The following is a 24,513-nucleotide window of genomic DNA, read 5'->3' on the forward strand; positions in this document are numbered from 1 at the left end:
TGTCTCAGGCGCCGTCGATCAGGGGCGCGAGGGCGGTCATGGTGTGGAAAACCGTGTCCGCATCGGAAAGTTTCGCGGGGTCGGTCATGCCGGCGTACCCGAAGACCTTCATCCCGGCGGCGACCGCGGCCGCGACGCCGAGCGGGCTGTCCTCGATCACCAGGCAGTCGACCGGCTTCACGCTCATCGAGGCGGCCGCGTGCAGGAACAGGTCGGGGGCGGGCTTGCCGTGGGCGACGTCCTCGGCGCTGAAGATCCGGCCTTCGAACCGCTGCAGGAAGCCGACCGCGGTCAACGCCGTACGGATCCGCCGATGGGTGCCGGAGGAGGCCAGACAGTAGGTCACGCCGCGGTCGTCCAGGTGGTCGAGGACCGCCTCGACGCCCTCGATCGCCCGCAGGTTCGCGAACCCGTCGAACAGCCGCTGGTGGTAGCGGTCCTCGAGATCGGCCGGCAGCGGCCGCCCGAGCCGCGCCTCCGCCGTCCGGCGCATCGAGGCCATCGACCCGCCCATGAAGTCCCGCACCGCCTCCTCGAACGTGTACGGCAGCCCCGCCTCGGTGAGCAGCTCGGCCAGAATCGTGTTGGCCAGCCGCTCGGAGTCCACCAGCACGCCGTCGTTGTCGAAGATCACCAGTTCGGTCACATCCAGAACCCTAAGGTGTGTCTCGGGAGACACACCTTCAGCGGCCACCGCGAGGACGCGGTGGCCGCCGGGGGTCGCGAGAGCGCGGGGGTCAGCTCTCCTGGATGGAGAAATCGGTGAAGGCGAAGCGCTGCTTGGTGTTGTTGGTGGAGACGACCTCCACGCCGTAGTCGACCTGCCAGGTGGTGGAGTTCGCCGGGATCCACTTCCGGGCTTCCAGGTCCTGGAAGAACGACTGCAGCGGCATGGTGCCGGCGGTCTGGGTGTTCACCGACTTGTAGGTGAAGATGCCGCCCGGGGTGTTGGCGCCGTCGGTCTTCCAGACCTCGTACTGCTGGCCGCCGATCGTCGTGGTGCCGATCTTCGAGCCGGCCGGGGTCTGGCCGGAGTTCTGCGTCCAGATCATCAGCTCGTTCTCGAAGCCGTTGTTGATCCAGATGTCGAACGCCACGTTGTAGATGCAGCCCGAGCAGCTCGGCGCGGTGGCGGCGAACTTCGCCGACTGGATCCGCGCGAGCGGGAAGTCGGCGTAGTCCTTGTGCACGTTCGGGTACGCCTGGACGCCGAGGTCGCCGGGCTTCGGCTGGGTGACGTCCTCGAACCAGTTGTCGTAGTTGCAGACCGACATCGTGTACGTGCCGTTGTGGTTGTTCCACATGTTGTTGTGCACGTAGTACTGGCCATAGGTCCGGCCCTCGCCGGCGTTACCGGTCGCCGTGGTGACCCAGCCCGGGTTGGTGCAGCTCTTGGTCCCGGTCGGCGTGCTCGTCGGGGTACTGCTCGGCGGGCTCGTCGGCGTGCTGGTCGGCGGGCTCGACGTGGGCGGCTTCGTCGGTGTGGTGGTGGTCTGCGTCGGCGTCGCGGTGGGCGTGCTGGACGTCGGCGGCTTGGTCGGTGTCGTGGTGGTGGACGGCGCCGGGGTCGTGGGCTGACCCGCTACCGCTGCGAAGTCGTAGTGCGCCGTGTACGTCAGCTTGGTGCCGGCCGCGTACTTGTTGCCGTCGTACCGGAGCGCACGCAGGCGGTAGCTCTGGTCCGTCGTGCGGCCCGGGTCGATCGACAGCATCGCGGGGCCGGAGGGGGTCGCGGTGATCGCGACCGGCTTCTGGCCGAAGCCGTGCAGGACCGTGCATCCGGAGTACGCGTCCAGGACGCAGGTCTCCACACGTCCGGCACTGGGCAGGGCGGTCACCGTGCTGTCCGCGGCGTTCGCGGTCGCGACCGGCGAGTCCTTGCTCGCGTGCACGACGATCGGCGCCGCGACCAGCACGCCGACCGCGAGGACGGCCGCCGGGAGGAGGGTGCGACTCCGGAATGATCGGGAGGAGGGGGGCATGCGAAACGTTCCTGTCTGTCTCTGACGGTCCGCCCGGTGTTGCCCCAGTGCTACCGGGTGACCAGCTCTTCGGTTGGGTCCCCAGGAAGGTTGCTCTCGCGTACGGCGCCTGACGTTATCCAACCGTGACCAAGAGATGTCAACCCCGGGTCCTGAATTAACGGAGCCTTCACCTGCAACGCGAGCGCTGCCGGCAGCGTCCTCAGAGTGTGAACACACGGATGATCTCACTCTCCGCGACGGCTCTGCTCCTCCTGACCGCGTGCGGGACCGAGGCCGGAACCGGCTCCGGGGACGGCGCACGGGACGGCGCACGGGACGGCGCCGCGCTGACCGGGCGGACCTTCCTGTCCACCTCGGTGAGCGAGAACGGGAAACCGCGAGCACTCGCTCCGCGGACCCGGATCCGGCTGGAGTTCACCGAGGACGGCCGGCTGTCCTTCGATGCCGGCTGCAACTCGTCACAGGCGAAGGTGTCGACGAGCGACGGCCGGCTGGTCCTTGACAAGGAAATCACGTCGACGCTGATCGGCTGCATGGAGCCGCTCCAGAGCCAGGACGCCTGGATGGCCGGCGTGATCGCGGCCAAGCCGGCCTGGAAGCTCGACGGCGACAAGCTCGAACTGTCCACGGACAGCGCGACGATCTCGCTGCTGGACCGGCAGACCGCAGAGCCGGACCTCGCGCTCGACGGGACGAAGTGGGCGCTGTCCACCGTCGTCACCGGCGAGTCCGCGTCGCACCAGGTCGGTTCCGAGAAGGCCTGGATGACGCTGAACGGCGAGCGGGTCACCGGTTCGACCGGTTGCAACGAGTTCCAGGGCACGGTCGCGCGCGGGACCGGCACGCTGACCTTCGGCGAACTCGCCACCACCCGGCGGGCTTGCACGGGTGCCGCGGCCACGCTGGAATCCGTTGTCCTGAAGGGATTGAAGGGCGAGCTGACCTCCACGATCGACGGCTCGACGCTGCAGCTGCGCTCCTCCTCCGGCGGTCTGGACTTCACCGCGCTACGCTGACGCGAGTGAGTGAGGAGCCCACGAGCGGGCAGCACTGGACAGGTCTGGTCATCCGGCCGGACGACTGGTTGGACAAGGATCTGCTGACCGCGATCACGCTCGCGACCGGCACCACCTTCGAGCGGCTCGGTCGTACCGACAGCGGCACCGTCTTCGCGGCCGGCGACGAGCAGATCGTCGAGGTGGAGTGCGCCGGGGCCAAAGCGCTCTTCCTCCGGCTGCGCTCGGCCGAACGCACCGCCGCGGTCACCGTAGCCGTCAACCGGCACACCCTGACCTGGACCGAGCCGGTCCTGCGCTCGCTGCTGTCACTGGAGACGGACCCGTACGGCCTCGTTCCGTTGCTGATGGCAACAGGCGGCGCGGCGGCCGAGCCCGCCACCGCGGACCTGCTGGAACGGGCTCTCGTCCACCCGAGCGAGCAGGTCCGCGAGGCGGCCGACTACGCGATGCGGATGTCGAAGGCCTGGACCTCGTTCTTCGTCGTCTCGTAGGAAACCAGCAGGTGCCCGCGGTCCTTCAGCTGCTGACGTTGGGCCGCGGTCAACGGGATCGTCCACTGCTGGATGCCGCGCGTGACCTGCTGTGTGGCCTGCTGCACCAGGTGACCGCTCATGTCCGGTGACCACGGCGGCGTCGCCCCGTCGGTGATCGCACAGGGCGTGAACCCGTAATCCGGCGGCGGGTCCGCCGTACACGACGTCGTCCACACCGGGATCGCTCCGAGCTCCCCACTGGTCAGGAACGCCCGGGCGGTGCCCGTGCCCTTCGACGACGTGACCAACTGGACGGCGTTCCCGTGCGCCGTGGCAGACACAATCCGCAGGTCGTCGGCCGGCACCCGGCCGGAGATCGGTACGCCGTTGCGCGCGGACTGCGCAATCGTTTGCGGCGACAGCGCGCCGTTGAGGTTCGGGTTCGACACGTCAGGCGGCGCCGGTGTAGTCGGACGGTCCGCGGGCGGCGTGTAGCCGGGGAGCGTGGCGAGGCCCCAGCGGTACGGGTCGGACTGCACGGATCCGAGCGCCGACCAGCCGAGCCGGGTGCTCATGTCGATGTGCCGCAGCGTCGTCGTACCGGGCGCCGACGTGTCGTCGTTGTCGTACGGCGTGATGTTCAGCCCGAGCCGCGACGGGTCGACGGCGGACGGCAGGTCCGCGAGCGGGATCTTCACCTCGAGGTCGTACCCGCCGCCGGTGTAGGCGTGCGGCACGGTCGTCTCGTTGCTCCCGACCCACTGCGCCGTCGACGCGACCTGGACGCCGGGCGCGTTGCCTGTGTCCAGAGCGCCGCTCGAATAGCCCTGGTGGTTGTCGGCGTCCCGCTCCCAGCACGGCGCACCGGCCTGGGTGAAGGGGAAGATGCCGAGCTTGAAAGTGTTCGCCGTGTCCTTGAGGTCCTGCGACGCGGTGCCGCGCGGGTCGAGCAGGATCTCGACGGAGTCGGCCTGCCAGTGCCCGACACATTCGGCCGGCGTCACGGCGTACGACTGGAAGTCGTCGCGGACGTGGATGAAGAAGTACAGCGCGTCGCCGGACCGGCTCACCTTCGCGGTGCTGCCGGCGCCGGTCGCGGACACACCGCAGTCGTCGACGCCGGTGCAACCGCTCGCGCCCTGCCAGATCCGGCCGAGGTCGAGCGTCGGGCCCGGGTACTCCCCCGGAGCGGCCTTCCCGTCGACGACCGGAGCCTGTGCTGTCTGCGGGATCGCCGTGGTCGGCACGAGGGTGAGGGTGAGGGTCTCGCTGCCGGTGGCGGTGCGGATCGGGATGCTGGCGTTCTGCTGGGCCGGCAGGGTCGCGTCGGTGTTGGTGAGCTTGAACGTGATGGTCGTGTCCGCGCCGGGTGCCAGATCGTACGGCTTGGCGTTCGCGTCGACGGTGAAGTTCGCCGGGAGATCGAGCGACACCGCGCCGGTCTGCTGCTTGGCGGACCAGTTGTGGACGACGACCGGTACGTCGATGGTCTGTCCGACGCCCATCGACTGGATCGCCTGGGACCGGCCGAGCCGGTTGGCCTGCGGTGCGGTGTCCCGCAGCCACTCGTCGTACTCCTGCCAGTTCCCCCAGCGCTGGAAACGTCCTTCGGCGGCGGAAACGATTCGTACCACGTTTTCCGTGTAGCCCGTCGCGTGGCCGGTCGTCGTGTAGAGCGCGGAAACCTTGGCGTTCTGGTCGACCGTCGCGCCGGCGGCGGGCGTGACGGTGAACGTCAGGTCGGCCGACTGCTTCGGCTGCACCTGCCGCGGACCGTCCACCGACCAGCCCGCCGGAACGCCGAGCTGAACGTTGCCAGCAGCAAGCTTTCCGACGGGTGCCCGCAGGTGCACGGTCGCCTGGAACGGCTCACCGGCGACGTTGTAGAACCGCGAGAACGTGATGTACTCCAGCGTTCCCAGCGGCAACCCGCCCGGATCAGGCTTCTTCGCACCGAACAGAATCGCGTCGTCGCGGCCGGCGAGCGGGCTGCTGTTCGGCTGGAACGGCACGAACGACTCGGTCATCCCGAAGCGCGGACAGGCCGGCGCCGACGTGCCCTTGTACATCACGCGGCTCTGTGTCGGGTACGCCGCGCGCCCCTCGTCGGCGACCTGCTGCCAGATCTTCGGCGTCCCGGCCGGCTGCCCCTGCGAGTTGCCGGCCGGCCAGGTGTACGGCGAGTTGTAGCCGGTCCACACGCCCGCGACCGTGTCGAGGCCGGTCGGGGTGAATCCGGTGGTGCAGTTCGCCGAGGCCGTCGTACCGCCGGCGCCCGCGGTGCTCCCGCCGGAGAAGACTTTCTTCACCTGCCAGGTGCTGAGGGCGTGCGGGCCCTTCAGTTGCTCGGGGAACCTGGCCGGATCCGCGGCCGCGAGCACACCTTCCCAGATCAGCCGGCCGGCCTGCTGGTGGTTTCCGTGGCCGGCGGCGAGGGTCGGCGTGAAGCCGATGTAGATCTCCGGCTGCGTCTCGCGGATCACCCGCGTGACCCGGCGGAGCGTTTCCTGCTCGTCCCAGAAGTACTGCGTCAGCGGTGCGCTCTGGTTGTAGAAGAAGTCGATCCGGTCGAGGTTGAAGATGTCGACGGTCCCGGAGCGGTAGTGCGCGACCCGGTCCTCGTTCTCGCGCCGCAGACCGAGGTCGGGGCCGAGTTCGGGTCCGGTCGCGTTCCCGCCGCCCTCGCCGCGGGTCACCATGATCACGCCGCACTTGACGCCGTACAGCTGATGCCAGACACCGCACGGGCCGATGATGCTGGTGTCGTCGTCGGGATGGGCCCACTCCCCCATCACGTCGATCTTCGTCCGTGCGTCGGCGACGTACGCCCGCGCCTGCTGCGCGTGCGCCGGCAGCGGCAGAACAGCCAGGACAGCCAGGACGACCAGGACCACGAACCCCACGAATCGCTTCACGAGCACACTCCAAGGGCGGCGGAGGCAACGCTCCAGTCCTACGTCCGCCTCCCCGCGCCCGCAACACCAATCGCGCGCCTCAGCTCAGGAGGCGGCGAGTCACCTCGGGAAGCGCCTGCGCGACGGTCATAGCCGTAACCGGCCCGCCGCCCGACGCGAGGTTGGCCGCGGCGGCGTGCAGGTACGCGCCTGCGGCGGCCGCGTCCAGAGTGGACAGACCAGCGGCCAGGAGCGAACCGCACAGGCCCGCGAGGACGTCGCCGGCGCCGGCGGTGGCGAGCCACGGGGTGGCGTTCGTGTTCACCCGCACTTCGCCGTCGGGGCTCGCGATCACCGTTGTCGAGCCCTTGAGCAGGACGGTCACGTCGAACCGCTCGGCCGCCAGGCGGGCGTGCTTCAGCCGCTCGGCCTCGACGGTCGCGCGGTCAACGCCGAGGAGGCGGGACAACTCGCCGGCGTGTGGGGTGGCGAGGACGTTGACGTGGTCGCCGGAGTCGTCGAGCGCCTTCAGGCCGTCGGCGTCCAGGACTACTGGCTCGTCGGCGTCCAGCAGGTCGCGGATCCGTGGGACATCCAGGTCGTCGCCGAGACCGGAGCCGATCGTCCAGGCCTGCACGCGGCCGTCGCCGACGACCTCCGGATGGGCCTCGCGCACGGCGCGCGCGACGGCGTCCGGGCCGATGTAGCGCACCATGCCGACCGGGCCGGCGAGCGCGCCGGAGGTGGCGATGACCGCCGCGCCCGGGTATTGCTTGGAGCCGACCATCAGGCCGAGGACGCCGCGGGAGTACTTGTCGGACTCACCGTGCGGGACGGGGTACAGCGCTCGTACGTCGGATGCCTGGAAGGCCTGCACCTCGGCGGGCGAGGGATCCAGGCCGATGTCGACGAGGTGCACCGGGCCGCAGGCGGTCGCCGCCGGGTCGACGAAGTGGCAGATCTTGTGCGTGCCGAACGTGACGGTGAGGGCGGCGGCGACGTGCGGCTCCGGAGCCTCACCCGTGTCGACATCGACGCCTGACGGCGTGTCGACGGCCACGATCGGTACGCCGTAGTCGTTGGCCAGCCGCACGGCCGCGAGCGCGTCGGGGCGCAGGCCCGGCCGCCCGCCGATGCCCACGATCCCGTCGACCACGACGTCGGCGGCGGCGATCTCCTCCTCGACGGCCCCGGAGATCTCGGCGGAGACTTCACCGGTCGTGGAGACGCCGCGCCCGCCGGCCTCCGTCAACGCCGCAAGACCCCGCTCGTGCACCTTGGGCGAGAGCAGCACCGCCGTGACTTTCGCGCCGCGACGAGCCAGCCGCGCGCCGGCGTACAGCGCGTCGCCGCCGTTGTCGCCGGAGCCGATCAGCAGCACCACGCGGGCGCCGTACGTGCCGCCGAGGAAGTTGCTGATGGCAACCGCGAGACCGCCGGCCGCGCGCTGCATGAGCGTGCCCTCGGGCAGCCTCGCCATCAGCTCGGCCTCGGCCGCCCGGACCTGCTCGACGGTGTGCGCGTGCCGCATGGTCAACCCTCCAGGACGACGACGGCGGAGGCGATCCCGGCGTCGTGGCTGAGCGACAGGTGCAGGCTCTGGACGCCGAGTTTGGCCGCCTGCGCCGCGACCGTGCCGGTGATCTCCAGCCACGGCCGCCCGGTCTCGTCGGTCTGTACCTCGGCGTCGTGCCAGTGCATCCCGCCCGGGGCCCCGAGCGCCTTCGCCAGCGCCTCCTTGGCCGCGAACCGGGCCGCCAGCGACGCAGGCGGCTTGACCGCCTCGACGGCCGTGAACACCCGATCCCGCAACCCCGGCGTCCGCTCCAGCGTCCGCATGAACCGATCCACGTCGACCACATCGATACCCACGCCGACGATCATGCAGCCACCCTAGCCGCCGTCGGTGAGGGGCGACGTGGTGGATTGGCGCACGCGCATGTCGACGGCCAGGTCCAGGCGCAGGGCGGTCGGGGTCTTGCCGCGGGACAGGTCGAGGACGACCCGGGTGGCGAGCTGGGCCATCTGCTGGAGCGGCTGATGGACGGTCGTGAGGGGCGGTGTGACCCAGTCCGCCATCGGCAGGTCGTCGTACCCGACGACGGACAGGTCGCGCGGAATCTCGAGGCCCAGCTCACGGGCGGCCTGGTAGACGCCCAGCGCCTGCATGTCGCTGCCGGCGAAGATCGCGGTGGGCGGATCGGCGAGCCGCAGCAGCGCGAGTGCCTCGCGGTGGCCGCCGCCGACCTCGAAGTCGGCCCACCGGATCAGCGCGGGATCGACCTCGACGCCGGTCGAGCGCAACGCGTCGGTGTACCCGTCGACGCGTTGCCGTGAGCACAGCGTCGTGACCGGACCGCCGATCATCCCGATCCGGGTGTGGCCGAGGGTCCGCAGATGCGTCGTCGCCAGCCGCCCGCCGTTCCAGTTCGCCGAGCCGATCGAGGGTACGTCGTCGCCCACGTCGCCGACCGGATCGACCACGACGAACGGGATCCGGCGCGCCTCCAGCTGGGCGCGCTGGTCGGCGTCCAGGTCCGAGAACACCATGATCACGCCGAGCGGCCGCCGGTTCAGCACCGACTCGATCCACTCCTGCCGCGGCCGCAGCGCGCCGCCGCACTCGGACAGCACCAGCTCGACGCCCTCGGCGCGGACGACCTCCTCGACGCCGCGGATCAGCTCCATCGCCCACTCGCCGCCGAGCTGGTTGAACACCAGGTCGATCATCGGGCCGGCCGTCGTGCTCGCGCTGCGCCGCCGGTACCCGTGCTCCTGGATCAGGCTCTCGATCCGCGCCCGGGTCGCCGCGGCCACGTCCGAGCGCCCGTTCAGCACCTTGGAGACGGTCGGCACCGACACCCCGGCCTGCTCGGCGATCTTGGCAATGGTCGGCCGTTCGCCCACGACGCCTCCCGATCCGAAACTTTCGGACCAGGCTACCTGTGGATCGCGCGTCCCCGGGCGTCCGCTCCGCCGCTCAGCCGGTAGAAGAACGTGTTGACCTGGTCCCGCCACGCACGCGCGTTCGACAGTTGCGTCTCGAAGCGGGCGGTGATGTCGGCCCGGACGGCCGGCTCGAAGCGTTCGGCGATCACCCGCCAGCGCGCGACCATCGCCTCCACCTCGGCGTACCCCTGGAAGTGTGTGTCGTAGATGTGCTGCAGCACGCTGCTGCCGCTCTGCAGCACGTGGTCGTACGGCACGTGGTGGAAGAACAGCAGCAGCTCGTCGGGACACGTGTACGGGTCCTCGTACCGACTCGACAGCGGCTCCGGGTACTGCCCGGTGAAACCCGAGCCCGTCTTCACCGTGCGGTCCACGCCGACGCCGTACCGGTCCGCGAAGTGATACCGCCCCGTTCCCGAGTACTCGTAGCCGTTGACGCTCGGCCCGTAGTGGGTGCCCGGCGTCACCATGAACCCGACGCCGAGCGGCGCGGTGTACCGCTCGTACGTCTGCCACGAGCCGGCCATGATCGTCACCAGCTCGCTCCGGGTCCGGTCGTCCATCGCGAAGGTCGCGGCGGCCCACTCGTGCAACAGGCTGACCGGGTCCGCGGCCGGATCCCACGCGAGCCGCCCGAACGCGTAGAGGTTGCTCTGCGCAAGCTTGCTGCCGGTCCAGTTGGCGTCGTCGCCGACGTTGGACACGGCAACGATCGCGCCGATCCGGTCGGCGACCGTCGCGCCACCGCCACCGCTGGTGTCGAACTGCAGGATCTCCCGCCACCAAGGCCCCAGGTAACACAGGTCCTGCTGCTGGCCCGAGTACTCCTGCGTGACCTGGAGCTCGACACCGAACACGGTTTCCTGGATTTCCCCGAGCAGCGGCGAGACCGGCTCCCGGACCTGGAAGTCCAGCGGCCCGTGCTGGATCTGCAAGACAACGTTTTCCTCGAACCGTCCGTCCAGCGGGACGACCGCGTCGTACGCCGCGCGTGCCCGATCCGTCCGGCGATCGCGCCAGTCCTGCTCGGATTCCGCGGCGGAAACCCGCCAGAAAACCGTTCCGCCGTACGGCGCCACCGCCCGGGCCAGCAGGTTCGCACCCTCGGGGTCGCGGGCGGTCCGCACCACCAGGCCGCCCAGGTCGGGAACCACGTCGTACACCCGGGCGATCGCGGCGGCCCACCAGCGCGCGACGCGTTCGTCGCGCGGGTCGTCGACGAAGTCGATCGCGAGACTCACCGCGATCCCGTAGTCCCGGAAAACGCCGGCGAGCCGCGCCACGTCCGGCAGCTCGGCGTTCGCGAGGGCGACCGTGTTGATCCCGATCGAGGCCAGCAACCGCGCGTACGCCCGAACCCGGGTCAGGTCGGGCACCACCTCGCCGTCGCGGAAGAAGATCGATTCGCCCGAGTACCCGCGCCGGACCGCGCCGGACAGCTCGTCCCAGTGGTCCAGCATCCGGATCGGTACGGCGGGCTGCTCGACGACGGTGAAGTCGCCGCTCATCCACTCGAAGTACCGCAGCAGGTAGAAGTATCCGTACAGCAGGCCGTGCCCGCCCTCGGCCGCGACGACCAGGTCGTTGCCTCGTCGCACCACCACGAACCCCTCGACGCCCAGCCCGTGCTCGGGGACGGCAGCCTCGACCTCGCGCCACAGGGCGGTCTCGCGAACGCGGCTCAGCGCGCAGACGGCGACCTGCACGTCGGTGCGGAAACGGCGGATCTGCCGGAGCTCGGCCCGGATCGTCTGGGCGAGCACCCCGGACGCGTGGACAGTCACCTCGGGCAGGCGTTGCGTACCCAGCCAGGCGGAATCGGCGGTCATCGAGCGCTGATCCTGACATACCGGACGGTCACCGGACGGTGACCGAAAGTTTCGAAACCGTACTGTAGCTGACGCGACCGTGTCGGAGCTGAGACCAAGGCCACTCCGGTCCGATGTGGGTGCATCCGTCGCCGATGGGAAGAATGGGCCACATGCTGCAGCCGTCGCGGGAGGTGACTCCCTACACCGAGCTCGACCGGGCCACCTGGGCGCAACTGGCCGAGACCACCATCTCCCCGCTGACGGCGGACGAGGTCGAGCGACTGCGCGGTCTCGGCGACGAGATCGACATGGACGAGGTCCGCGAGGTGTATCTGCCGCTGTCGCGGATCCTCTCGCTGTACGTCCGGCACGCCCGCGCACTGCACGCGGACACCGAGGGGTTCCTCGGCAAGCAGGTCGAGACCCGCACGCCGTTCGTGATCGGGATCGGCGGATCGGTTGCCGTCGGCAAGTCGACGACCGCGCGCCTGCTGCGCGAACTGCTCGCCCGCTGGCCCGAGCACCCGCGGGTCGCGCTCGTCACCACCGACGGTTTCCTCTGGCCGAACGCCGAGCTCGAGCGCCGGAACCTGATGCAGCGCAAGGGCTTCCCGGAGTCGTACGACCGCAAGGCCCTGCTGCGCTTCGTCGTCGAGGTGAAGTCCGGGATGGACACGGTCGAGGCGCCGGTCTACTCGCACCTGCACTACGACCGGATGCCCGGCGTCCGGACGACCGTCGAGCAGCCCGACATCCTGCTGCTCGAAGGCTTGAACGTGCTACAGCCGGCACCCCGGCATGCGGACGGCAAGAGCGGTCTCGCGGTCAGCGACTTCTTCGACTTCTCGGTGTATGTCGACGCCGCCGCGGACGACATCCGCTCCTGGTACGTGGCCCGTTTCCTCAAGCTCTGGGAAACGGCGTTCCGCAACCCCGAGTCGTACTTCGTCCGCTACGGCGAACTCAGCCGCGAGGAAGCCATCAAGAAAGCCGAATCCCTCTGGGACGGCATCAACGGCCCCAACCTCCGCGAGAACATCCTCCCCACCCGCTCCCGAGCCACCCTCGTCCTCCGCAAAGGCCAGGACCACGCCGTCCGCTGGGTCCGCCTCCGCAAACTCTGATCACCGCCCGCCGAGTCGTGGAAATCGGCTGGCGCCGACGACCTCAATCCACGACTCGCGTTTCCTGGCGACAGCCAATCGCCACGACTCGGCGGTCAGGCGCGGGCGCGAAGCGCTGGTACGACGGCCAGCGCGACGACGGCCGCGGTCAGGCCGAACGCCAGCGGGTAGCCGGTGCCGCTGACGACCGCCCCGAAGGCCAGCGCGCCGAGTCCCCAGCCGCCGTCGTACGCGAGGTTCCACAACGCGCTGACCTGACCGTAGCGGGACCGGTCGACGCGGTTGTACATCAACGCCAGCGTCAGGTTCTGCGCGGCGCCGAAGCCGATCCCGAAACAGGTCGAGCCGATCAGAATCGCGGCCCCGCTCGGCAGGAAAACCAGCGCCCCGGCGCCGATCACCGCGAAGCCCAGCGCGGGCCCCAGCAGCTTCGCGGGACCAACGCGATCGGCGTACCGCCCGGCCAGCCACCGCGCCGCCGGCGCCGCGATCGCCTGCAGCAACAGCGCCGTCGCCACCATCGACTGCTTGCCCGAAGCAACGGACAGCGGCAGAAAGGTCACACTGATCCCGGCCGCCACAGTCACCGCCGCGAACACCAGCGTCGGCATCAACAGCCCACTCCGCCGTACGCCGCCCAGCACCTTCACGTGCTGCCCCTCGACCGCAACCCGCGCCGGCAGCCCGACCAACGCGACAAGCCCCACCAGCGAGGCCACCGCGGCCAGCACGAACAGCGCGCCAAAACCAACCACGTGAGTCAGGTAAACCCCGAGCGGCAGCCCGATCACCGCAGGCACCCCAACCGCAACGCCGTACACCCCGAGCGCCTCACCACGACGGCTCGCCGGCGCCAGATCCGCGACCAACGCCACCGCACCGACAACCAGAATCGCCAGCCCCGCGCCCCGCACGACACACACGGCCAACACCACCGGCAACGAAGCCGACCCCAGCAACACCAACGAAGGCACTCCGAGCAGCACCAGCCCGAGCCCCAACACAACCTGGTACCCCCACCGCGCCAACATCCGCGGCACCACCAACTCGACCCCCACCGCCGAGAACATCATCGCCGCAGTCGACAGCCCGGCCCCGACACCGCCGGACCCGTTGGCAGCGAGATACATCGGCACCACCGAGGTCAGCAAGTACATGCTCAGCCCCGACCCGAACACCATCAACAACAGCCGCACGAACTGGCTACTCAAAAGCCGGTCAACAGCAACGGTGGGGATCTCGCAAACGGTGGTCATACCTAGAAGCTAGGCAAATACCGGTACGCCCTACAGATCCAGTTTCAAGTTGCCTGAGAGGACCAGTTACCAAGGTGTCTTTGTCGACAAACCGCCCGCCCGGAGGCTTTCCGCACGAGTCGCTCACTCGGTGGATGGCCGACGGGATACGTTCGTCCGGTGAGAGGCTCAGTGGATGTCCGGCTGGCACCGGCCGCACAGGAGCTGCGCCCCGCGGCGCACAGCCTTCTCCTCGAACTCGCGGGGATTCTAGTCGATCGTCCGTCGCTGACGCACGACGCCGGCGGGCGTCCGCAGATCCCGGGCCTGGCGGTGAGTGTCAGCTACACCGAGCGCTTCGTTGCCGTTGCAGCGGCGTACGGCGGCCCGATCGGTATTGATCTGGAGGAAGTGCGGCCACGCGATTTCCGTCCGTTGGCGGAGCGTTGGTTCGGGCCTCGGGAGTTGCAGTGGTTGGGTCGGCAGCCAGATCAACTCGTGGCGTTTCTACGGCTTTGGACTGCGAAGGAAGCGGTCGGGAAAGCGCTCGGTCTTGGGTTGCGGAAGTCGGGGCTGCGGCGGGAGATGCCGCTCGACGAGGGGCCGGTTCCGTCGGTGCCTGAGCTGTCCGTGACGCATCTGCGGTGCGCGGGCGGCGTTCTCGCGGTGGCAGCGCCTACCGGTGTGGGTGTCCACCTGGCGTCACCGGGTCTTGACCCGGTGTGTGCGCGTGGGTAACTTTCGCGTCGCGGGGGAGTATCTGTAATTCAATTACTTTGGCGTTCGCCCCCTGCCCGCCCGGACTGAGTTGGTGACACCGATGGAACTGACCCGACGCCAGACCCTCGGACTCGCGGCGGCTGCCGTCGCAGGGTCGACGGTCGCCGGCACCATGACCGCTTCCGCCCACACCGACCGGTGGGTCCGCGACACCCTGCGCCGGATGACGCTGGAGCAGAAGGTCGGCCAGCTGTTCGTCCTCTACGCCTACGGCCCGACCGCCGCCACCGCGGACGCGCGCAACACCAGCTTGTACGGCGTGGCGACGCCGGCCGAGGTGGTCGCGAAGTTCAACCTCGGCGGCGTCATCTACTTCACCTGGACCGACTCGGTGAAGGACCCGCAGCAGATCGCGAACCTGTCGAACGGCCTGCAACAAGCCTCGCTGGCCAACACGGGCATCCCGCTGCAGATCAGCACCGACCAGGAGTACGGCTCGGTCGTCCGCGTCGGCCCGCCCGCAACCCAGTTCCCCGGCGGGATGGCGCTCGGCGCGACCCGCTCGGCGAACTTCGCGCGCGAGGCGGGCGCGATCGCCGGCCGCGAGCTGAAGGCGCTCGGCATCACCACCGACTTCGCCCCGGACGCGGACGTCAACGTGAACCCGCTGAACCCGGTGATCGGCGTCCGCTCGGCGTCGTCGGACCCGGCGCTGGCCGCCGAGATCGTCGCCGCGCAGGTGAAGGGGTACCAGCGCGACGGCCGGATCGTCTCGACCGCGAAGCACTTCCCCGGGCACGGCGACACCGAGACCGACAGCCACGTCGGGATCCCGGAGATCCACCACACCCGCGAGCAGTGGACCGAGATCGACCTGCCGCCGTTCCAGGCCGCGATCCGGGCCGGCATCCACTCGATCATGACCGCGCACATCGTGGTCAAGGCGCTCGACCCGTCCGGCGACCCGGCGACGCTGAGCCGGCCGATCCTGACCGGGATCCTGCGCGAGCAGCTCCGGTTCGACGGCGTGGTGATCACCGACTCGCTGGGGATGAAGGGCGTCCGCGACAAGTACGGCGACGCCGAGATCCCGCTCCGGGCGATCGAGGCGGGCGTCGACCAGCTGCTGATGCCGGTCGATCCCGGCCTGGCGTACAACTCGGTGCTCGACGCCGTCCGCGGCGGCCGCATCTCCGAGGCGCGCATCGACGAGAGCGTCACGCGCATCCTCAAGCTCAAGTACAGCGGCGGCCTCGTCGACCAGCCGTACGTCGACCTGTCCCGGATCGCCACGGTCGTCGGTACGCCGGCCAACTACGCCGCGGCCCAGCGGATCGCTGACCGCAGTACGACGCTCCTGCGCAACGACGCCGATCTGCTGCCGCTCTCCCCCGCGCCGCGCAGGATCGTCGTCACCGGGTACAGCCCGGCGACGCTGGCCGCGGCGCTGCAGCGCCGCGGTGCGACGACCGTCGTGAAGGACACCGGTACGGCGCCGAGCGACGCCAAGATCGCCGACGCGCTGGCCGCCTCGACCGCCGCCGACCTCACCGTCGTACTGACCAACAAGGCGTGGGACACCGAGGTCACCGACAAACTGGCCAAGCAGCAGAAGCTGGTCAACGGCCTGCTCGCCACGGGCCGCCCGGTGATCGTCGTCCCGGTCCGCGACCCGTACGACGTCGCGTACTTCGACGACCCGGCGACCACGCTGGTCACGTACGGGAGCACCGCGGTCTCGATGGAGGCCCTCGCCAAGGTGCTGTACGGCGAACTCGCGCCGACCGGCAAGCTACCGGTGGAGATCCCCGCGAGGCCGGACGCGAACGGCGAGGCGACCGTGCTGCACCCCTTCGGCCACGGGCTCACGTTCGACCCGCGGGACACCCGGCTGACTGTTGCCTCGTACAACATTCACGCCGGGGCCGGCGAGGACAACGTTTTCGACCTCGAGCGCACCGCGCGGGCGATCAAGGCGCTGGACGCGGACATCGTCGGACTGCAGGAGGTCGACGTCCACTGGGGCGACCGCAGCCAGTGGCTGGACACGATCGCGGAACTGGCCGGAAAGCTCGGGATGTACCCGGCGTTCGCGCCGATCTACGACCTCGACCCGGCGGCCGACGGTCAGCCCCGCCGGCAGTACGGCGTCGGGGTGCTCTCGCGGTTCCCGGTGGTGCGGGTCGAGAACCATCCGATCACCCGGCTGTCCACCCAGGACCCGAACCCGGTGCCCGCACCGGCACCCGGTTTCCTCGAGGTGCAGGTCGACGTCCGCGGGCGGCGGCTGCACGTGTACTGCACGCATCTCGACTACCGCGGGGATCCGACTGTGCGGCGGATGCAGGTTGCGGACACGGTCCGGATCCTGTCCCAGGATCGGCGTCAGGATCTGCAGATTCTCGTCGGTGACTTCAACGCGGAGGCTGCCGCACCGGAGCTCTCCGGGTTGTGGACACGCTTGACGGACTCGTGGACCGCGGCCCCGGAGACCGTTGGCGGGCCGAACACCTACCCGGCGGTCGCCGCCGTCAAGCGGATCGACTTCGTCACCGTCGGCAAGGGGCTGTCCGTGCGGAGCGCGGAAGTGCCCGCCGAGGTGCCGGTCGCCGAGGCCGCGAGCGATCACCGCGCGATCGTCGCCCACCTGTCCTTCCGTCGCTGACCCGCTCTGGTTCCGAGGAGAGATCATGAAACGACGCAATCTGCTGGCCGGCGCCGGCGCGCTCGCCGCCGCCCCGCTGATCGACGTACCCGCCGCGCAGGCTGTCTCCAGCCGGAAGGTGATGACGGGCGCCCAGGTGCTCGCGAACGACGGCTGGCGGGCGTTGTCCAGCCAGAAGGTCGGCGTGATCAGCAACCCGACCGGCATCCTCCCGGACTTCAGCCACGTCGTGGACACCATGCACGCGTCCGGCGCGGTCGACATCGTCGCCGTGTTCGGTCCAGAACACGGTTTCCGCGGCAGCGCGCAGGCCGGCGGCTCGGAGGGCGACCACGTCGACCCGCGCACCGGGATCATGGTCTACGACGCGTACGGCGCGAACGCGGACAAGCTCGCCGGGCTGTACACGAAGGCCGGCGTGGAAACAGTGGTCTTCGACATCCAGGACGTCGGCGCCCGGTTCTACACCTACATCTGGACGATGTTCGAGGCGATGCTCGCCGCGGTCCGCACCGGCGCCCGGTTCGTCGTCCTCGACCGGCCGAACCCGGTCGGCGGCTACGCCCGCGGCCCGATGCTGAAACCCGGCTACACCTCCGGCGTCGGCAAGAAGGAGATCATCCAGCAGCACGGCATGACGGTCGGCGAGCTGGCCCGGATGTTCGACGCCGAGTACCTGCCGCTGGAGCCGAACGGCGGCCGGCTGAAGCAACTGACCGTGATCGAGGCAAAGAACTGGAAGCGGGACCAGCTGTTCGACGACACCGGCCTGACCTGGGTGATGCCGAGCCCGAACATGCCCACGCCGGACACCGCGCTGCTGTACCCGGGTCTGTGCCTGTTCGAGGCGACCGACATGTCCGAGGGCCGCGGGACGACGCGCCCGTTCGAGCTGATCGGCGCGCCGTACGTCGACTACAGGTGGGCGCAGGCGCTGCAGACCAAGGACATCCCGGGCGTCGCGTTCCGGGAGGCGTACTTCACGCCGACGATCAGCAAGAACGCCAATATGCTGTGCGGCGGCGTCCAGGTCCAGATCACCGACCCGCACCGGGTCGAGGCGATCACCGCGGCGACGCACATGATCGTCGAGGCCCGTAAGCTCTACCCCGCATTCACCTGGCGGGCGGAGACCCCACCCGGCCGGTGGATCGATCTGCTGACCGGATCGGACCGATTCCGGACCATGCTTTTGGCGGATGCGACCGCCGAGGAGATCGTGGCAGCCTGGAAGTCCGAGACCGACGCCTGGACGGCCCGGCGCGCGCAGTACCTGCTGTACAAGGGAGCTCACCGATGAAGCGGTGGGCCGCACTCACGACTGTCTCTGCGGTGATACTGACGATGGCTTCCCCTGCTGTTGCTGCCGGCCACAGTTCCGGGCGGTTCGACCGCCCGTACTCCGGCTATGCGCCGAAGACCACGCTGCTGCGTGACGCGACCCCGGCGAAGGCCGGCCTGGACCCGGCGCCGATCGACGCCGCGCTGGCCCAGGTCGCCGGCTGGACGCAGCCGAGCGGTTCGGCGAAACCGTTGTACGCCGGTGCCGTCACGCTGCTCGGCCACGACGGGAAGATCGTCACCCGGACCGCCACCGGTCTGGCCCTGAAGTACGCCGACGGCCAGGGCACCGAGCTGCCGGCGGACCAGCAGATCCCGATGCGCACCGACACGATCTTCGACCTGGCCTCGGTGTCCAAGCTGTTCACCTCGATCGTCACGCTGCAACTGGTCGAGAAGGGCAAGGTCGACCTGGACGCGCCGATCGCGACCTACGTCCCGGAGTTCGCGGAAAACGGCAAGGAAACCGTCACGGTCCGGCAAGCACTCACGCACACCAGCGGATTTCCGTCCTGGCTCCCGCTCTGGAGCGCGCAGCCGGACCCGGCGTCCCGGCTGCACATGGCCCTCACCGCGAAGCTGCAGAACGCGCCCGGTACGACGTACCTGTACAGCGACCTGAACCTGATCGCCCTCGGCGAGCTCGCCCACCGGGTGACCGGGAAGACGCTGGACAAACTGGTCGCCGACGGCATCACGAAACCGCTGCAGATGCGCGACACCGGCTACAACCCGGACCCGAAGAAGAAGCCGCGGATCGCCGCCACCGAGTACCAGTCCGCGCCGCCGCGCGGGATGGTGTGGGGGTCGGTGCACGACGAGAACGCCTGGTCCCTCGACGGCGTCGCGGGTCACGCGGGCGTGTTCAGCACCGCCGACGACCTCGCCGTCCTGGCGCAGACGTTCCTGAACGGCGGCAGCTACCGCGGCGCCCGGATCCTCAAGGAATCCTCGGTGACCGCGATGATCACGAACTTCAACCAGGGCTTCCCGGGCAACGACCACGGCCTCGGCTTCGAGCTCAATCAACGCTGGTACATGGGCGGCCTGTCCGGGCCGCGCACCGCCGGCCACACGGGCTACACCGGCACATCGCTGGTGATCGATTTCGACTCCCGCTCGTTCGCGATCCTGCTCACCAACCGCGTGCACCCGAGCCGCAACTGGGGCAGCAACAACCCGGCCCGCCGCGCGGTCGCCCAGGGCCTCGCGCTCGCCCTCGGCGTCGGCCCGCGGCACGGCAAGGACGCCTGGTTCTCGGGGACGACGGACAACGCCACCAGCACGCTCGACACGAAGGTCGTCGTACCGGCCGGCGGCGCGAAGCTCGCGTTCGACCTGTTCGTCGACACCGAGGACACCGACCTGCTGTACCTGGAGACGTCCGCGGACGGGACGACGTGGACGAAGGTTCCGTTCACGGTCCGGGACCGGGGCTCGGTGATCGACACCGACGGCTCGATCAGCGGCTCCGGCGACCGGCACTGGCACCAGGTGACGGCGGAGCTGGGTGCGGGCGCACAGACCGTCCGCTGGCGTTACACGACCGACCCGCTGTACCAGGGCCGCGGCGTCTACGTCGACGGTGTGAAGATCACGAGCGCGTCTGGTCTTCTTCTCGACGGCGAACGGACACCGGAAGCATTTATCGCAACAGGTTGGAGACTTTCGCGTCGGTGACCCCATCTCGTGCATAGTCGCCGTACCGTGGCTGTCATGAATTCAACATCCTCTCCAGAACCCACGGGGCCGCTGCTGGTCCGGGTCCGCGCGGTGATGCCTGCGCTGGCGCCGGCCGAGCAGCGGGTGGCGAACGCGGTCCTCGCCGACCCGGGCGGAGTGGCGGCGATGACGATCTCCGAACTGGCCGAGGTGGCGTCCACCTCGGAGACCACGGTCATCCGGTTCTGCAAGCAGATCGGCGTCCCCGGCTATCCGCAGCTCCGCCTGCAGCTGGCGGCCCAGTCGGCGCAGGAGAGCGTGCGCCCGGAGGTCGGCGGGGACATCGAGCCCGGCGATTCGCTGGCCGACGTGGTCAGCAAGGTGGCCTTCGCCGACGAGCGGGCGGTCCGGGAGACCGCGCAGCAGGTCGACGTGGACGCGCTGGCCAAGGTCGTGGACGCGGTGGTGAAGGCCAAGCGGGTCGACCTGTACGGCTTCGCCGCAAGCGCTTTCGTCGCCTTGGACCTGCAGCAGAAGCTGCACCGGATCCGGCGCGTGGCGTTCGCCTGGTCGGACGTGCACATCGCGCTCACCAGCGCGGCGCTGCTCGGTGAGGGCGACGTCGCGATCGGCATCTCGCACACCGGCACCACGGTCGAGGTCGTGGAGGCGCTCGAGGAGGCCGCCAAACACGGCGCCACGACCGTTGCGGTGACCAACTTTCCGCGCTCCCCGCTGGCCCGGACCGCGGATCTCGTCCTGACCACGGCCGCCCGCGAGACGACGTACCGCTCGGGCGCGATGGCCAGCCGGATCGCGCAACTGACGGTGATCGACTGCCTGTTCATCGGGGTCGCGCAGCAGGTGCTGCCGGACGCCCGGAAAGCGCTGGAGGAGACGGCCAGCGCGGTCCGCGGTCACCGCCTCAAGGGGTCCGAGTAGCAGCCTGTCAAGATTCAACGGAATTGAAAATCCTTCAGTAGAAAACTAACATCGATCCCGTGACCTCACCGACCGAGCAGCGCAACCCGAGGACGCTCGCCATCGATGCGGTGGGCACGTCCGAGATCCTCCATCTCGTGAACAACGAGGACGCCCTGGTCGCCGGGGCGGTCAGCGCGGTGATCCCGGAGCTGACCAAGGCCGTCGACGCCGCCGTCGAGGCGGTCCGCGGCGGCGGCCGGGTGCACTACTTCGGCGCCGGCACGTCGGGCCGCCTGGCCGTCCTGGACGCCGCCGAGCTGCTGCCCACGTTCCACGTGCCCGACGGTCTGGTGGTCGCGCACCACGCCGGCGGCATGGAGGCGCTGCTCCGCGCGGTCGAGAACGTCGAGGACTCCGAGGAGGGCGGCGCCGCCGACGCGGCCGCCGTCACCGGTCAGGACCTCGTCGTCGGGCTCGCTGCTTCCGGGAGCACGCCGTACGTCGCCGGCGCCCTGAAGGCGGCCCGCGCCGCCGGGGCGAGCACCGTGCTCGTCACGTCCAACCCGGATGCGCCGCTGGCGCCGCTCGCGGACGTCGTGATCGCCGCGGACACCGGCCCCGAGGTGATCGCCGGCTCGACCCGGCTGAAGGCCGGCACCGCGCAGAAGATGATCCTGAACGCGTTCTCGACGACGCTCATGATCAAGCTCGGCCGCACCTGGTCCAACCTGATGGTCGACCTGGTCGCCACCAACAAGAAGCTCCGCGGCCGGATGCTCCGGATCCTCGCCGAGGCCACCGGCGCCGACGAGGACGCCTGCGAGACCGCACTCGCGGCCGCCGACGGCGAACTCAAGCCGGCCCTGGTCCACCTCCTCACCGGCACGCCCATCGCCGAAGCCCGCGCTGCCCTGGACACCGCCCACGGCCGGGTCGCCACCGCACTGGCGGAGCTGCGCAACCCCGTCTGACCCCCCTCAGGCGGCAACGGCCGCCCGCTGGACCGGCGGGCGGAGCACCAGGGTGACGACGATCAACGCCATGAACACCGCCGTCAGGGCGAACGGGATCGGGATCAGCGGGTCCAGCAGGACCAGGACGGCGCCCAGCGGCACCACGGTGTTGACCACCCGGTCGGCGCTGTCGCGCAACGCGATCCACCAGATGCCGAGGACGAAGATCGCGATCGGGATCGTCACCGTGTAGGACGCGGCGACCTCGCTCAGCTCGGTGTGGTGGGTGATGCTGTCGATCTCGACCTCGATACCGGCCGAGAACGCACCGGCCGCGGCGAACACGAAGTAGTGCACGTAGCCGTACCGCAGCGAGCGCGCGAACGACGTGATCGCGGTGTGGTGCGGCGGCCAGAAATAGATCCACCACATCGACGCGGTGACCACCAGCGTGAGCACCGACAGCGCGATCAGCCGGCCCAGGGACTCGTGGTCGTGGACCGCCTCGATGATCGCGTTCGCGGACGCGAGCAGGCTCTCGCCGAGCAGGATCAGCGTGAACAGCCCGTACCGCTCGGTGATGTGGTGCGGGTGCCACGGCGTCATACCGTGCCGCTCGGCGAGCACCGGTACGGCGAGCTCGGCCGCGATGAACACGAGCACCGCGTAGTTGAAGACCTCGCCGGGCAGCAGGAGCAGCAGCAGCCACACGACCTGGATGGTCGCGATCCCGCCCGCGTAGATCTGCGTGGCCCGGCGGGCGGAGCCGGCCGAGTGCGAGGCGCGCAGCCACTGCGCCACCATCGCGACCCGCATCACGACGTACCCGAAGATGACGAGCGTGAAGTCCTGCTCGGTGAACACCGGCTCGATCCCCGCGGCGAGGACGAGCACGCCGCTCATCTGCAGGATCGTCAGCACCCGGTAGAGCCAGTCGTCGGTGTCGAACGACGTCGCGAACCAGGTGAAGTTCATCCAGGCCCACCAGATCCCGAAGAACACGACGGCGTACCACGCGACACCGCTCGCGACGTGCTTGTCGGACAACGCGTGGTGGAGCTGCGCCGCGGCGACACTCACCGCGACCACGAACACCAGGTCGAAGAACAGCTCCAGCGACGACGCGGTCCGGCCGGGCTCGTGCGGATCCCGCGGCCGCATCGGAACGAGCCGCGACCGCGTCGTGGAAGACGTCATGGCCGCCAGATTAGGCCAGCCATGCCCTTAGACGGAGATGTCCACGGACGGGCGGAGTTCGGCGGCTGCGGCGAGGGCTTCGTGGGCCGGGTTGTCGAGGAAGGTCTTGAGGAGCTCTGCGTCGGCCGGGTGGTCGAGGTGTGGGAGGGCGATCTGCTCGTACGCCGCCTGGAAGCGCGGGCCCCAGCGGCGGGTGCCGAGGCGGGCGGTGCGGGAGCAGTTGTCGACCATGTAGGCGACGTCGCGGGCGTGCATGTACGGGAGCAGCGAGTCGACGGCCTCGATCACCGACTCGTTGACGATCTCGGACCATGCGTGGCCGCGCGCCGCGAACTCGTCCACCTGCGCCATCATCGTCGCCACGAACAGCCCTGCGGTCAGCGGATGGACGACGGCGGGCGCGGTGCCGCGCCGGGCGTGCACCTCGGCGCTGTGGGCCCACATCGGGCTGCCGCCGATCTCGGTCATCGGCCGGCTCGCCAGCCGTTGCTCGGCGAGGATCACGCTGCGCAGCTCGGTGCCGTCGGCGACCTCGTCGTAGATCTCGGCGACCAGGTCGCGGGCCGGCCCGTACGTCGCGGAGTACGCGCGGTCGAACAGGTCCTCGTCGCCGCACACCGCACGCACCGCCGCGAGCCCCGACTCCGAGATGGTCCGCGCGATCGGCCCCGTGATCGCCTCGGTGGAGCGCTCGTACGCCGTCACCGGATCTGCCCCGTCGATCCGGAAGTAGCGGTACAGCGCCTCCACCAGCCCGTGCACCGCGCCGAGCAGGATCGCCCGCTCCCCCACGATGTCCGAGCGGTACTCGTCGCGCAGCGTGGTCGCGAACGTGTACGGCGATCCGAGCCCGACCGACCAGGCGAGTGCCCGGTCCCACGCGTGCCCGTCGGAATCCGCGTGCACGGCGACGCTCGCGTTGATCCCGGCCCCGTTGACGGTCGCGCCCTGCTGGTACAAGCGGCGCACCGAGTCCCCCATGCCCTTCGGGCACACCGCGATCACCGGATGTCCGTCGGGGAACGAGCTCCCGGTCGAGGTCAGGTGCCCGAGCAGGAATCCGTGGGACAGGCCAATGGTCGCGCCGGGCTTCAGCACCGCGAAGATCTCCTCGTGGTGCGCGGCCAGCGCCGCGTCCGCGATCAGCAGGATCACCAGGTCGCTCGCGGCCGCGACCTCGAGCCAGTCCCCCAGCGTCCCGTCGGCCTCGGTGAACCCGTGGGCGCGGGCGTCCGGCGCGGACCGCGATCCCGGGCGCAGGCCGACCGTCACGCTGATGCCGGTCCCGTCGAGCGAGTCCCGCAGGTTCAGCGCCTGCGCCCGTCCCTGCGGACCCCACCCGAGCACGCCGATCCGCTCGACCCCGTGCAACGCCTTGGGCAGCAAGGGAAACAGGTCCCGCCCACCCCGCACGATGTCCTCGGTCCCGCCGGGAACGTCCATCGCCTCAACCCGAAACACCGAACTCTTCATGCCCACCAGTCAACGGGCGGCGCAGCCGTTGCAGCAAGCGCAATGTCTGCACCGCCCCGTTGCACGAACTGAAACGGACGTGCGCCAC

The 24,513-nt window shown here is 69.9% G+C and carries 19 protein-coding genes; 9 read left to right on the forward strand and 10 right to left on the reverse strand.

Annotated features, from left to right (window positions below; translation table 11 throughout):
- Nucleotides 1-4: 4 nt before the first annotated feature.
- Both AB0I12_RS10920 and AB0I12_RS10925 read right to left on the reverse strand, forming a co-directional pair.
- Nucleotides 5-646, reverse strand: a complete 642-nt coding sequence (locus AB0I12_RS10920; protein ID WP_359927630.1) for an HAD-IA family hydrolase — start codon at nt 644-646, stop codon at nt 5-7.
- 91 nt (nt 647-737) lie between these two features.
- Nucleotides 738-1,982 carry a hypothetical protein gene (locus AB0I12_RS10925; RefSeq protein ID WP_359927633.1) on the reverse strand — a complete coding sequence of 415 codons (1,245 nt, stop codon included), beginning with the start codon at nt 1,980-1,982 and terminating at the stop codon, nt 738-740.
- Nucleotides 1,983-2,203: 221 nt separating this feature from the next.
- Between AB0I12_RS10925 and AB0I12_RS10930 the strand changes: the two genes are divergently transcribed.
- Together AB0I12_RS10930 and AB0I12_RS10935 are read left to right on the forward strand one after the other, a co-directional pair.
- Entirely contained in the window at nt 2,204-3,001 is a 798-nt protein-coding gene (locus AB0I12_RS10930) for an META domain-containing protein (protein ID WP_359927636.1), read from the forward strand.
- A gap of 5 nt (nt 3,002-3,006) precedes the next feature.
- Nucleotides 3,007-3,495 carry a hypothetical protein gene (locus AB0I12_RS10935; RefSeq protein WP_359927639.1) on the forward strand — a complete coding sequence of 163 codons (489 nt, stop codon included), beginning with the start codon at nt 3,007-3,009 and terminating at the stop codon, nt 3,493-3,495.
- Here the strand turns inward: AB0I12_RS10935 and AB0I12_RS10940 are convergent.
- From AB0I12_RS10940 to AB0I12_RS10960, 5 genes are all read right to left on the reverse strand, one after another.
- Entirely contained in the window at nt 3,444-6,392 is a 2,949-nt protein-coding gene (locus tag AB0I12_RS10940) for a PIG-L family deacetylase (protein WP_359927642.1), read from the reverse strand. The genes AB0I12_RS10935 and AB0I12_RS10940 overlap by 52 nt on opposite strands.
- Nucleotides 6,393-6,471: 79 nt before the next feature.
- Nucleotides 6,472-7,902, reverse strand: coding sequence for an NAD(P)H-hydrate dehydratase (locus tag AB0I12_RS10945; protein ID WP_359927645.1), 1,431 nt, complete (start codon nt 7,900-7,902; stop codon nt 6,472-6,474).
- 2 nt (nt 7,903-7,904) lie between these two features.
- Nucleotides 7,905-8,255: a holo-ACP synthase gene (locus tag AB0I12_RS10950; protein WP_141854699.1), complete on the reverse strand. Its 351-nt coding sequence runs from the start codon at nt 8,253-8,255 to the stop codon at nt 7,905-7,907.
- 9 nt (nt 8,256-8,264) lie between these two features.
- Entirely contained in the window at nt 8,265-9,278 is a 1,014-nt protein-coding gene (locus AB0I12_RS10955; protein WP_359927649.1) for a LacI family DNA-binding transcriptional regulator, read from the reverse strand.
- Between the two features lie 32 nt (nt 9,279-9,310).
- Entirely contained in the window at nt 9,311-11,149 is a 1,839-nt protein-coding gene (locus AB0I12_RS10960; protein ID WP_359927651.1) for an alpha-glucuronidase, read from the reverse strand.
- A 152-nt stretch (nt 11,150-11,301) separates the two neighbouring features.
- On the opposite strand from AB0I12_RS10960, the gene coaA reads away from it, so the two are divergent.
- On the forward strand, nt 11,302-12,255 hold the full coding sequence (gene coaA, locus AB0I12_RS10965) for a type I pantothenate kinase (protein WP_355482669.1): 954 nt from the start codon (nt 11,302-11,304) through the stop codon (nt 12,253-12,255).
- A gap of 95 nt (nt 12,256-12,350) precedes the next feature.
- Here the strand turns inward: coaA and AB0I12_RS10970 are convergent, their stop codons facing one another.
- Nucleotides 12,351-13,511 (reverse strand): MFS transporter, encoded by a 1,161-nt coding sequence (locus tag AB0I12_RS10970; RefSeq protein ID WP_359927654.1) that lies wholly within the window; start codon nt 13,509-13,511, stop codon nt 12,351-12,353.
- Nucleotides 13,512-13,682: 171 nt separating this feature from the next.
- On the opposite strand from AB0I12_RS10970, the gene AB0I12_RS10975 reads away from it, so the two are divergent.
- The 6 genes from AB0I12_RS10975 to murQ all read left to right on the forward strand — a co-directional run bounded on the left by AB0I12_RS10975 (nt 13,683) and on the right by murQ (nt 21,773).
- The gene (locus AB0I12_RS10975) at nt 13,683-14,228 is read left to right on the forward strand and encodes a 4'-phosphopantetheinyl transferase superfamily protein (RefSeq protein WP_359927656.1); all 546 of its coding nucleotides are present in this window, start codon (nt 13,683-13,685) and stop codon (nt 14,226-14,228) included.
- A gap of 82 nt (nt 14,229-14,310) precedes the next feature.
- On the forward strand, nt 14,311-16,875 hold the full coding sequence (locus AB0I12_RS10980; RefSeq protein WP_359927659.1) for a glycoside hydrolase family 3 N-terminal domain-containing protein: 2,565 nt from the start codon (nt 14,311-14,313) through the stop codon (nt 16,873-16,875).
- A 25-nt stretch (nt 16,876-16,900) separates the two neighbouring features.
- A complete protein-coding gene (locus AB0I12_RS10985) occupies nt 16,901-18,175 on the forward strand; it encodes a DUF1343 domain-containing protein (protein ID WP_359927661.1) in 1,275 nt (424 codons plus the stop codon).
- Nucleotides 18,176-18,219: 44 nt separating this feature from the next.
- The gene (locus AB0I12_RS10990; protein ID WP_359927664.1) at nt 18,220-19,896 is read left to right on the forward strand and encodes a serine hydrolase; all 1,677 of its coding nucleotides are present in this window, start codon (nt 18,220-18,222) and stop codon (nt 19,894-19,896) included.
- Nucleotides 19,897-19,932: 36 nt separating this feature from the next.
- Nucleotides 19,933-20,820 (forward strand): MurR/RpiR family transcriptional regulator, encoded by an 888-nt coding sequence (locus AB0I12_RS10995; protein ID WP_359927667.1) that lies wholly within the window; start codon nt 19,933-19,935, stop codon nt 20,818-20,820.
- Nucleotides 20,821-20,879: 59 nt separating this feature from the next.
- The gene (gene murQ / locus AB0I12_RS11000; RefSeq protein WP_359927669.1) at nt 20,880-21,773 is read left to right on the forward strand and encodes an N-acetylmuramic acid 6-phosphate etherase; all 894 of its coding nucleotides are present in this window, start codon (nt 20,880-20,882) and stop codon (nt 21,771-21,773) included.
- A 6-nt stretch (nt 21,774-21,779) separates the two neighbouring features.
- On the opposite strand, the gene AB0I12_RS11005 is transcribed toward murQ, so the two are convergent.
- Both AB0I12_RS11005 and AB0I12_RS11010 read right to left on the reverse strand, forming a co-directional pair.
- The gene (locus AB0I12_RS11005) at nt 21,780-22,952 is read right to left on the reverse strand and encodes a low temperature requirement protein A (RefSeq protein ID WP_359927672.1); all 1,173 of its coding nucleotides are present in this window, start codon (nt 22,950-22,952) and stop codon (nt 21,780-21,782) included.
- Between the two features lie 27 nt (nt 22,953-22,979).
- Nucleotides 22,980-24,425, reverse strand: coding sequence for a ketol-acid reductoisomerase (locus AB0I12_RS11010; RefSeq protein ID WP_359927674.1), 1,446 nt, complete (start codon nt 24,423-24,425; stop codon nt 22,980-22,982).
- Nucleotides 24,426-24,513: the final 88 nt, after the last annotated feature.

Origin of the sequence: Kribbella sp. NPDC050459 (genome assembly GCF_040655315.1) — a bacterium.
Taxonomy (GTDB): Bacteria; Actinomycetota; Actinomycetes; order Propionibacteriales; family Kribbellaceae; genus Kribbella.

Coding starts and splice junctions, on each gene's coding strand:
- AB0I12_RS10925 (WP_359927633.1), bottom strand. CDS start 1,982: ATGCCCCCCTCCTCCCGATCATTCCGGAGTCGCACCCTCCTCCCGGCG.
- AB0I12_RS10930 (WP_359927636.1), top strand. CDS start 2,204: ATGATCTCACTCTCCGCGACGGCTCTGCTCCTCCTGACCGCGTGCGGG.
- AB0I12_RS10945 (WP_359927645.1), bottom strand. CDS start 7,902: ATGCGGCACGCGCACACCGTCGAGCAGGTCCGGGCGGCCGAGGCCGAG.
- AB0I12_RS10950 (WP_141854699.1), bottom strand. CDS start 8,255: ATGATCGTCGGCGTGGGTATCGATGTGGTCGACGTGGATCGGTTCATG.
- AB0I12_RS10960 (WP_359927651.1), bottom strand. CDS start 11,149: ATGACCGCCGATTCCGCCTGGCTGGGTACGCAACGCCTGCCCGAGGTG.
- coaA (WP_355482669.1), top strand. CDS start 11,302: ATGCTGCAGCCGTCGCGGGAGGTGACTCCCTACACCGAGCTCGACCGG.
- AB0I12_RS10970 (WP_359927654.1), bottom strand. CDS start 13,511: ATGACCACCGTTTGCGAGATCCCCACCGTTGCTGTTGACCGGCTTTTG.
- AB0I12_RS10980 (WP_359927659.1), top strand. CDS start 14,311: ATGGAACTGACCCGACGCCAGACCCTCGGACTCGCGGCGGCTGCCGTC.
- AB0I12_RS10985 (WP_359927661.1), top strand. CDS start 16,901: ATGAAACGACGCAATCTGCTGGCCGGCGCCGGCGCGCTCGCCGCCGCC.
- AB0I12_RS10990 (WP_359927664.1), top strand. CDS start 18,220: ATGGCTTCCCCTGCTGTTGCTGCCGGCCACAGTTCCGGGCGGTTCGAC.
- AB0I12_RS10995 (WP_359927667.1), top strand. CDS start 19,933: ATGAATTCAACATCCTCTCCAGAACCCACGGGGCCGCTGCTGGTCCGG.
- AB0I12_RS11005 (WP_359927672.1), bottom strand. CDS start 22,952: ATGACGTCTTCCACGACGCGGTCGCGGCTCGTTCCGATGCGGCCGCGG.
- AB0I12_RS11010 (WP_359927674.1), bottom strand. CDS start 24,425: ATGAAGAGTTCGGTGTTTCGGGTTGAGGCGATGGACGTTCCCGGCGGG.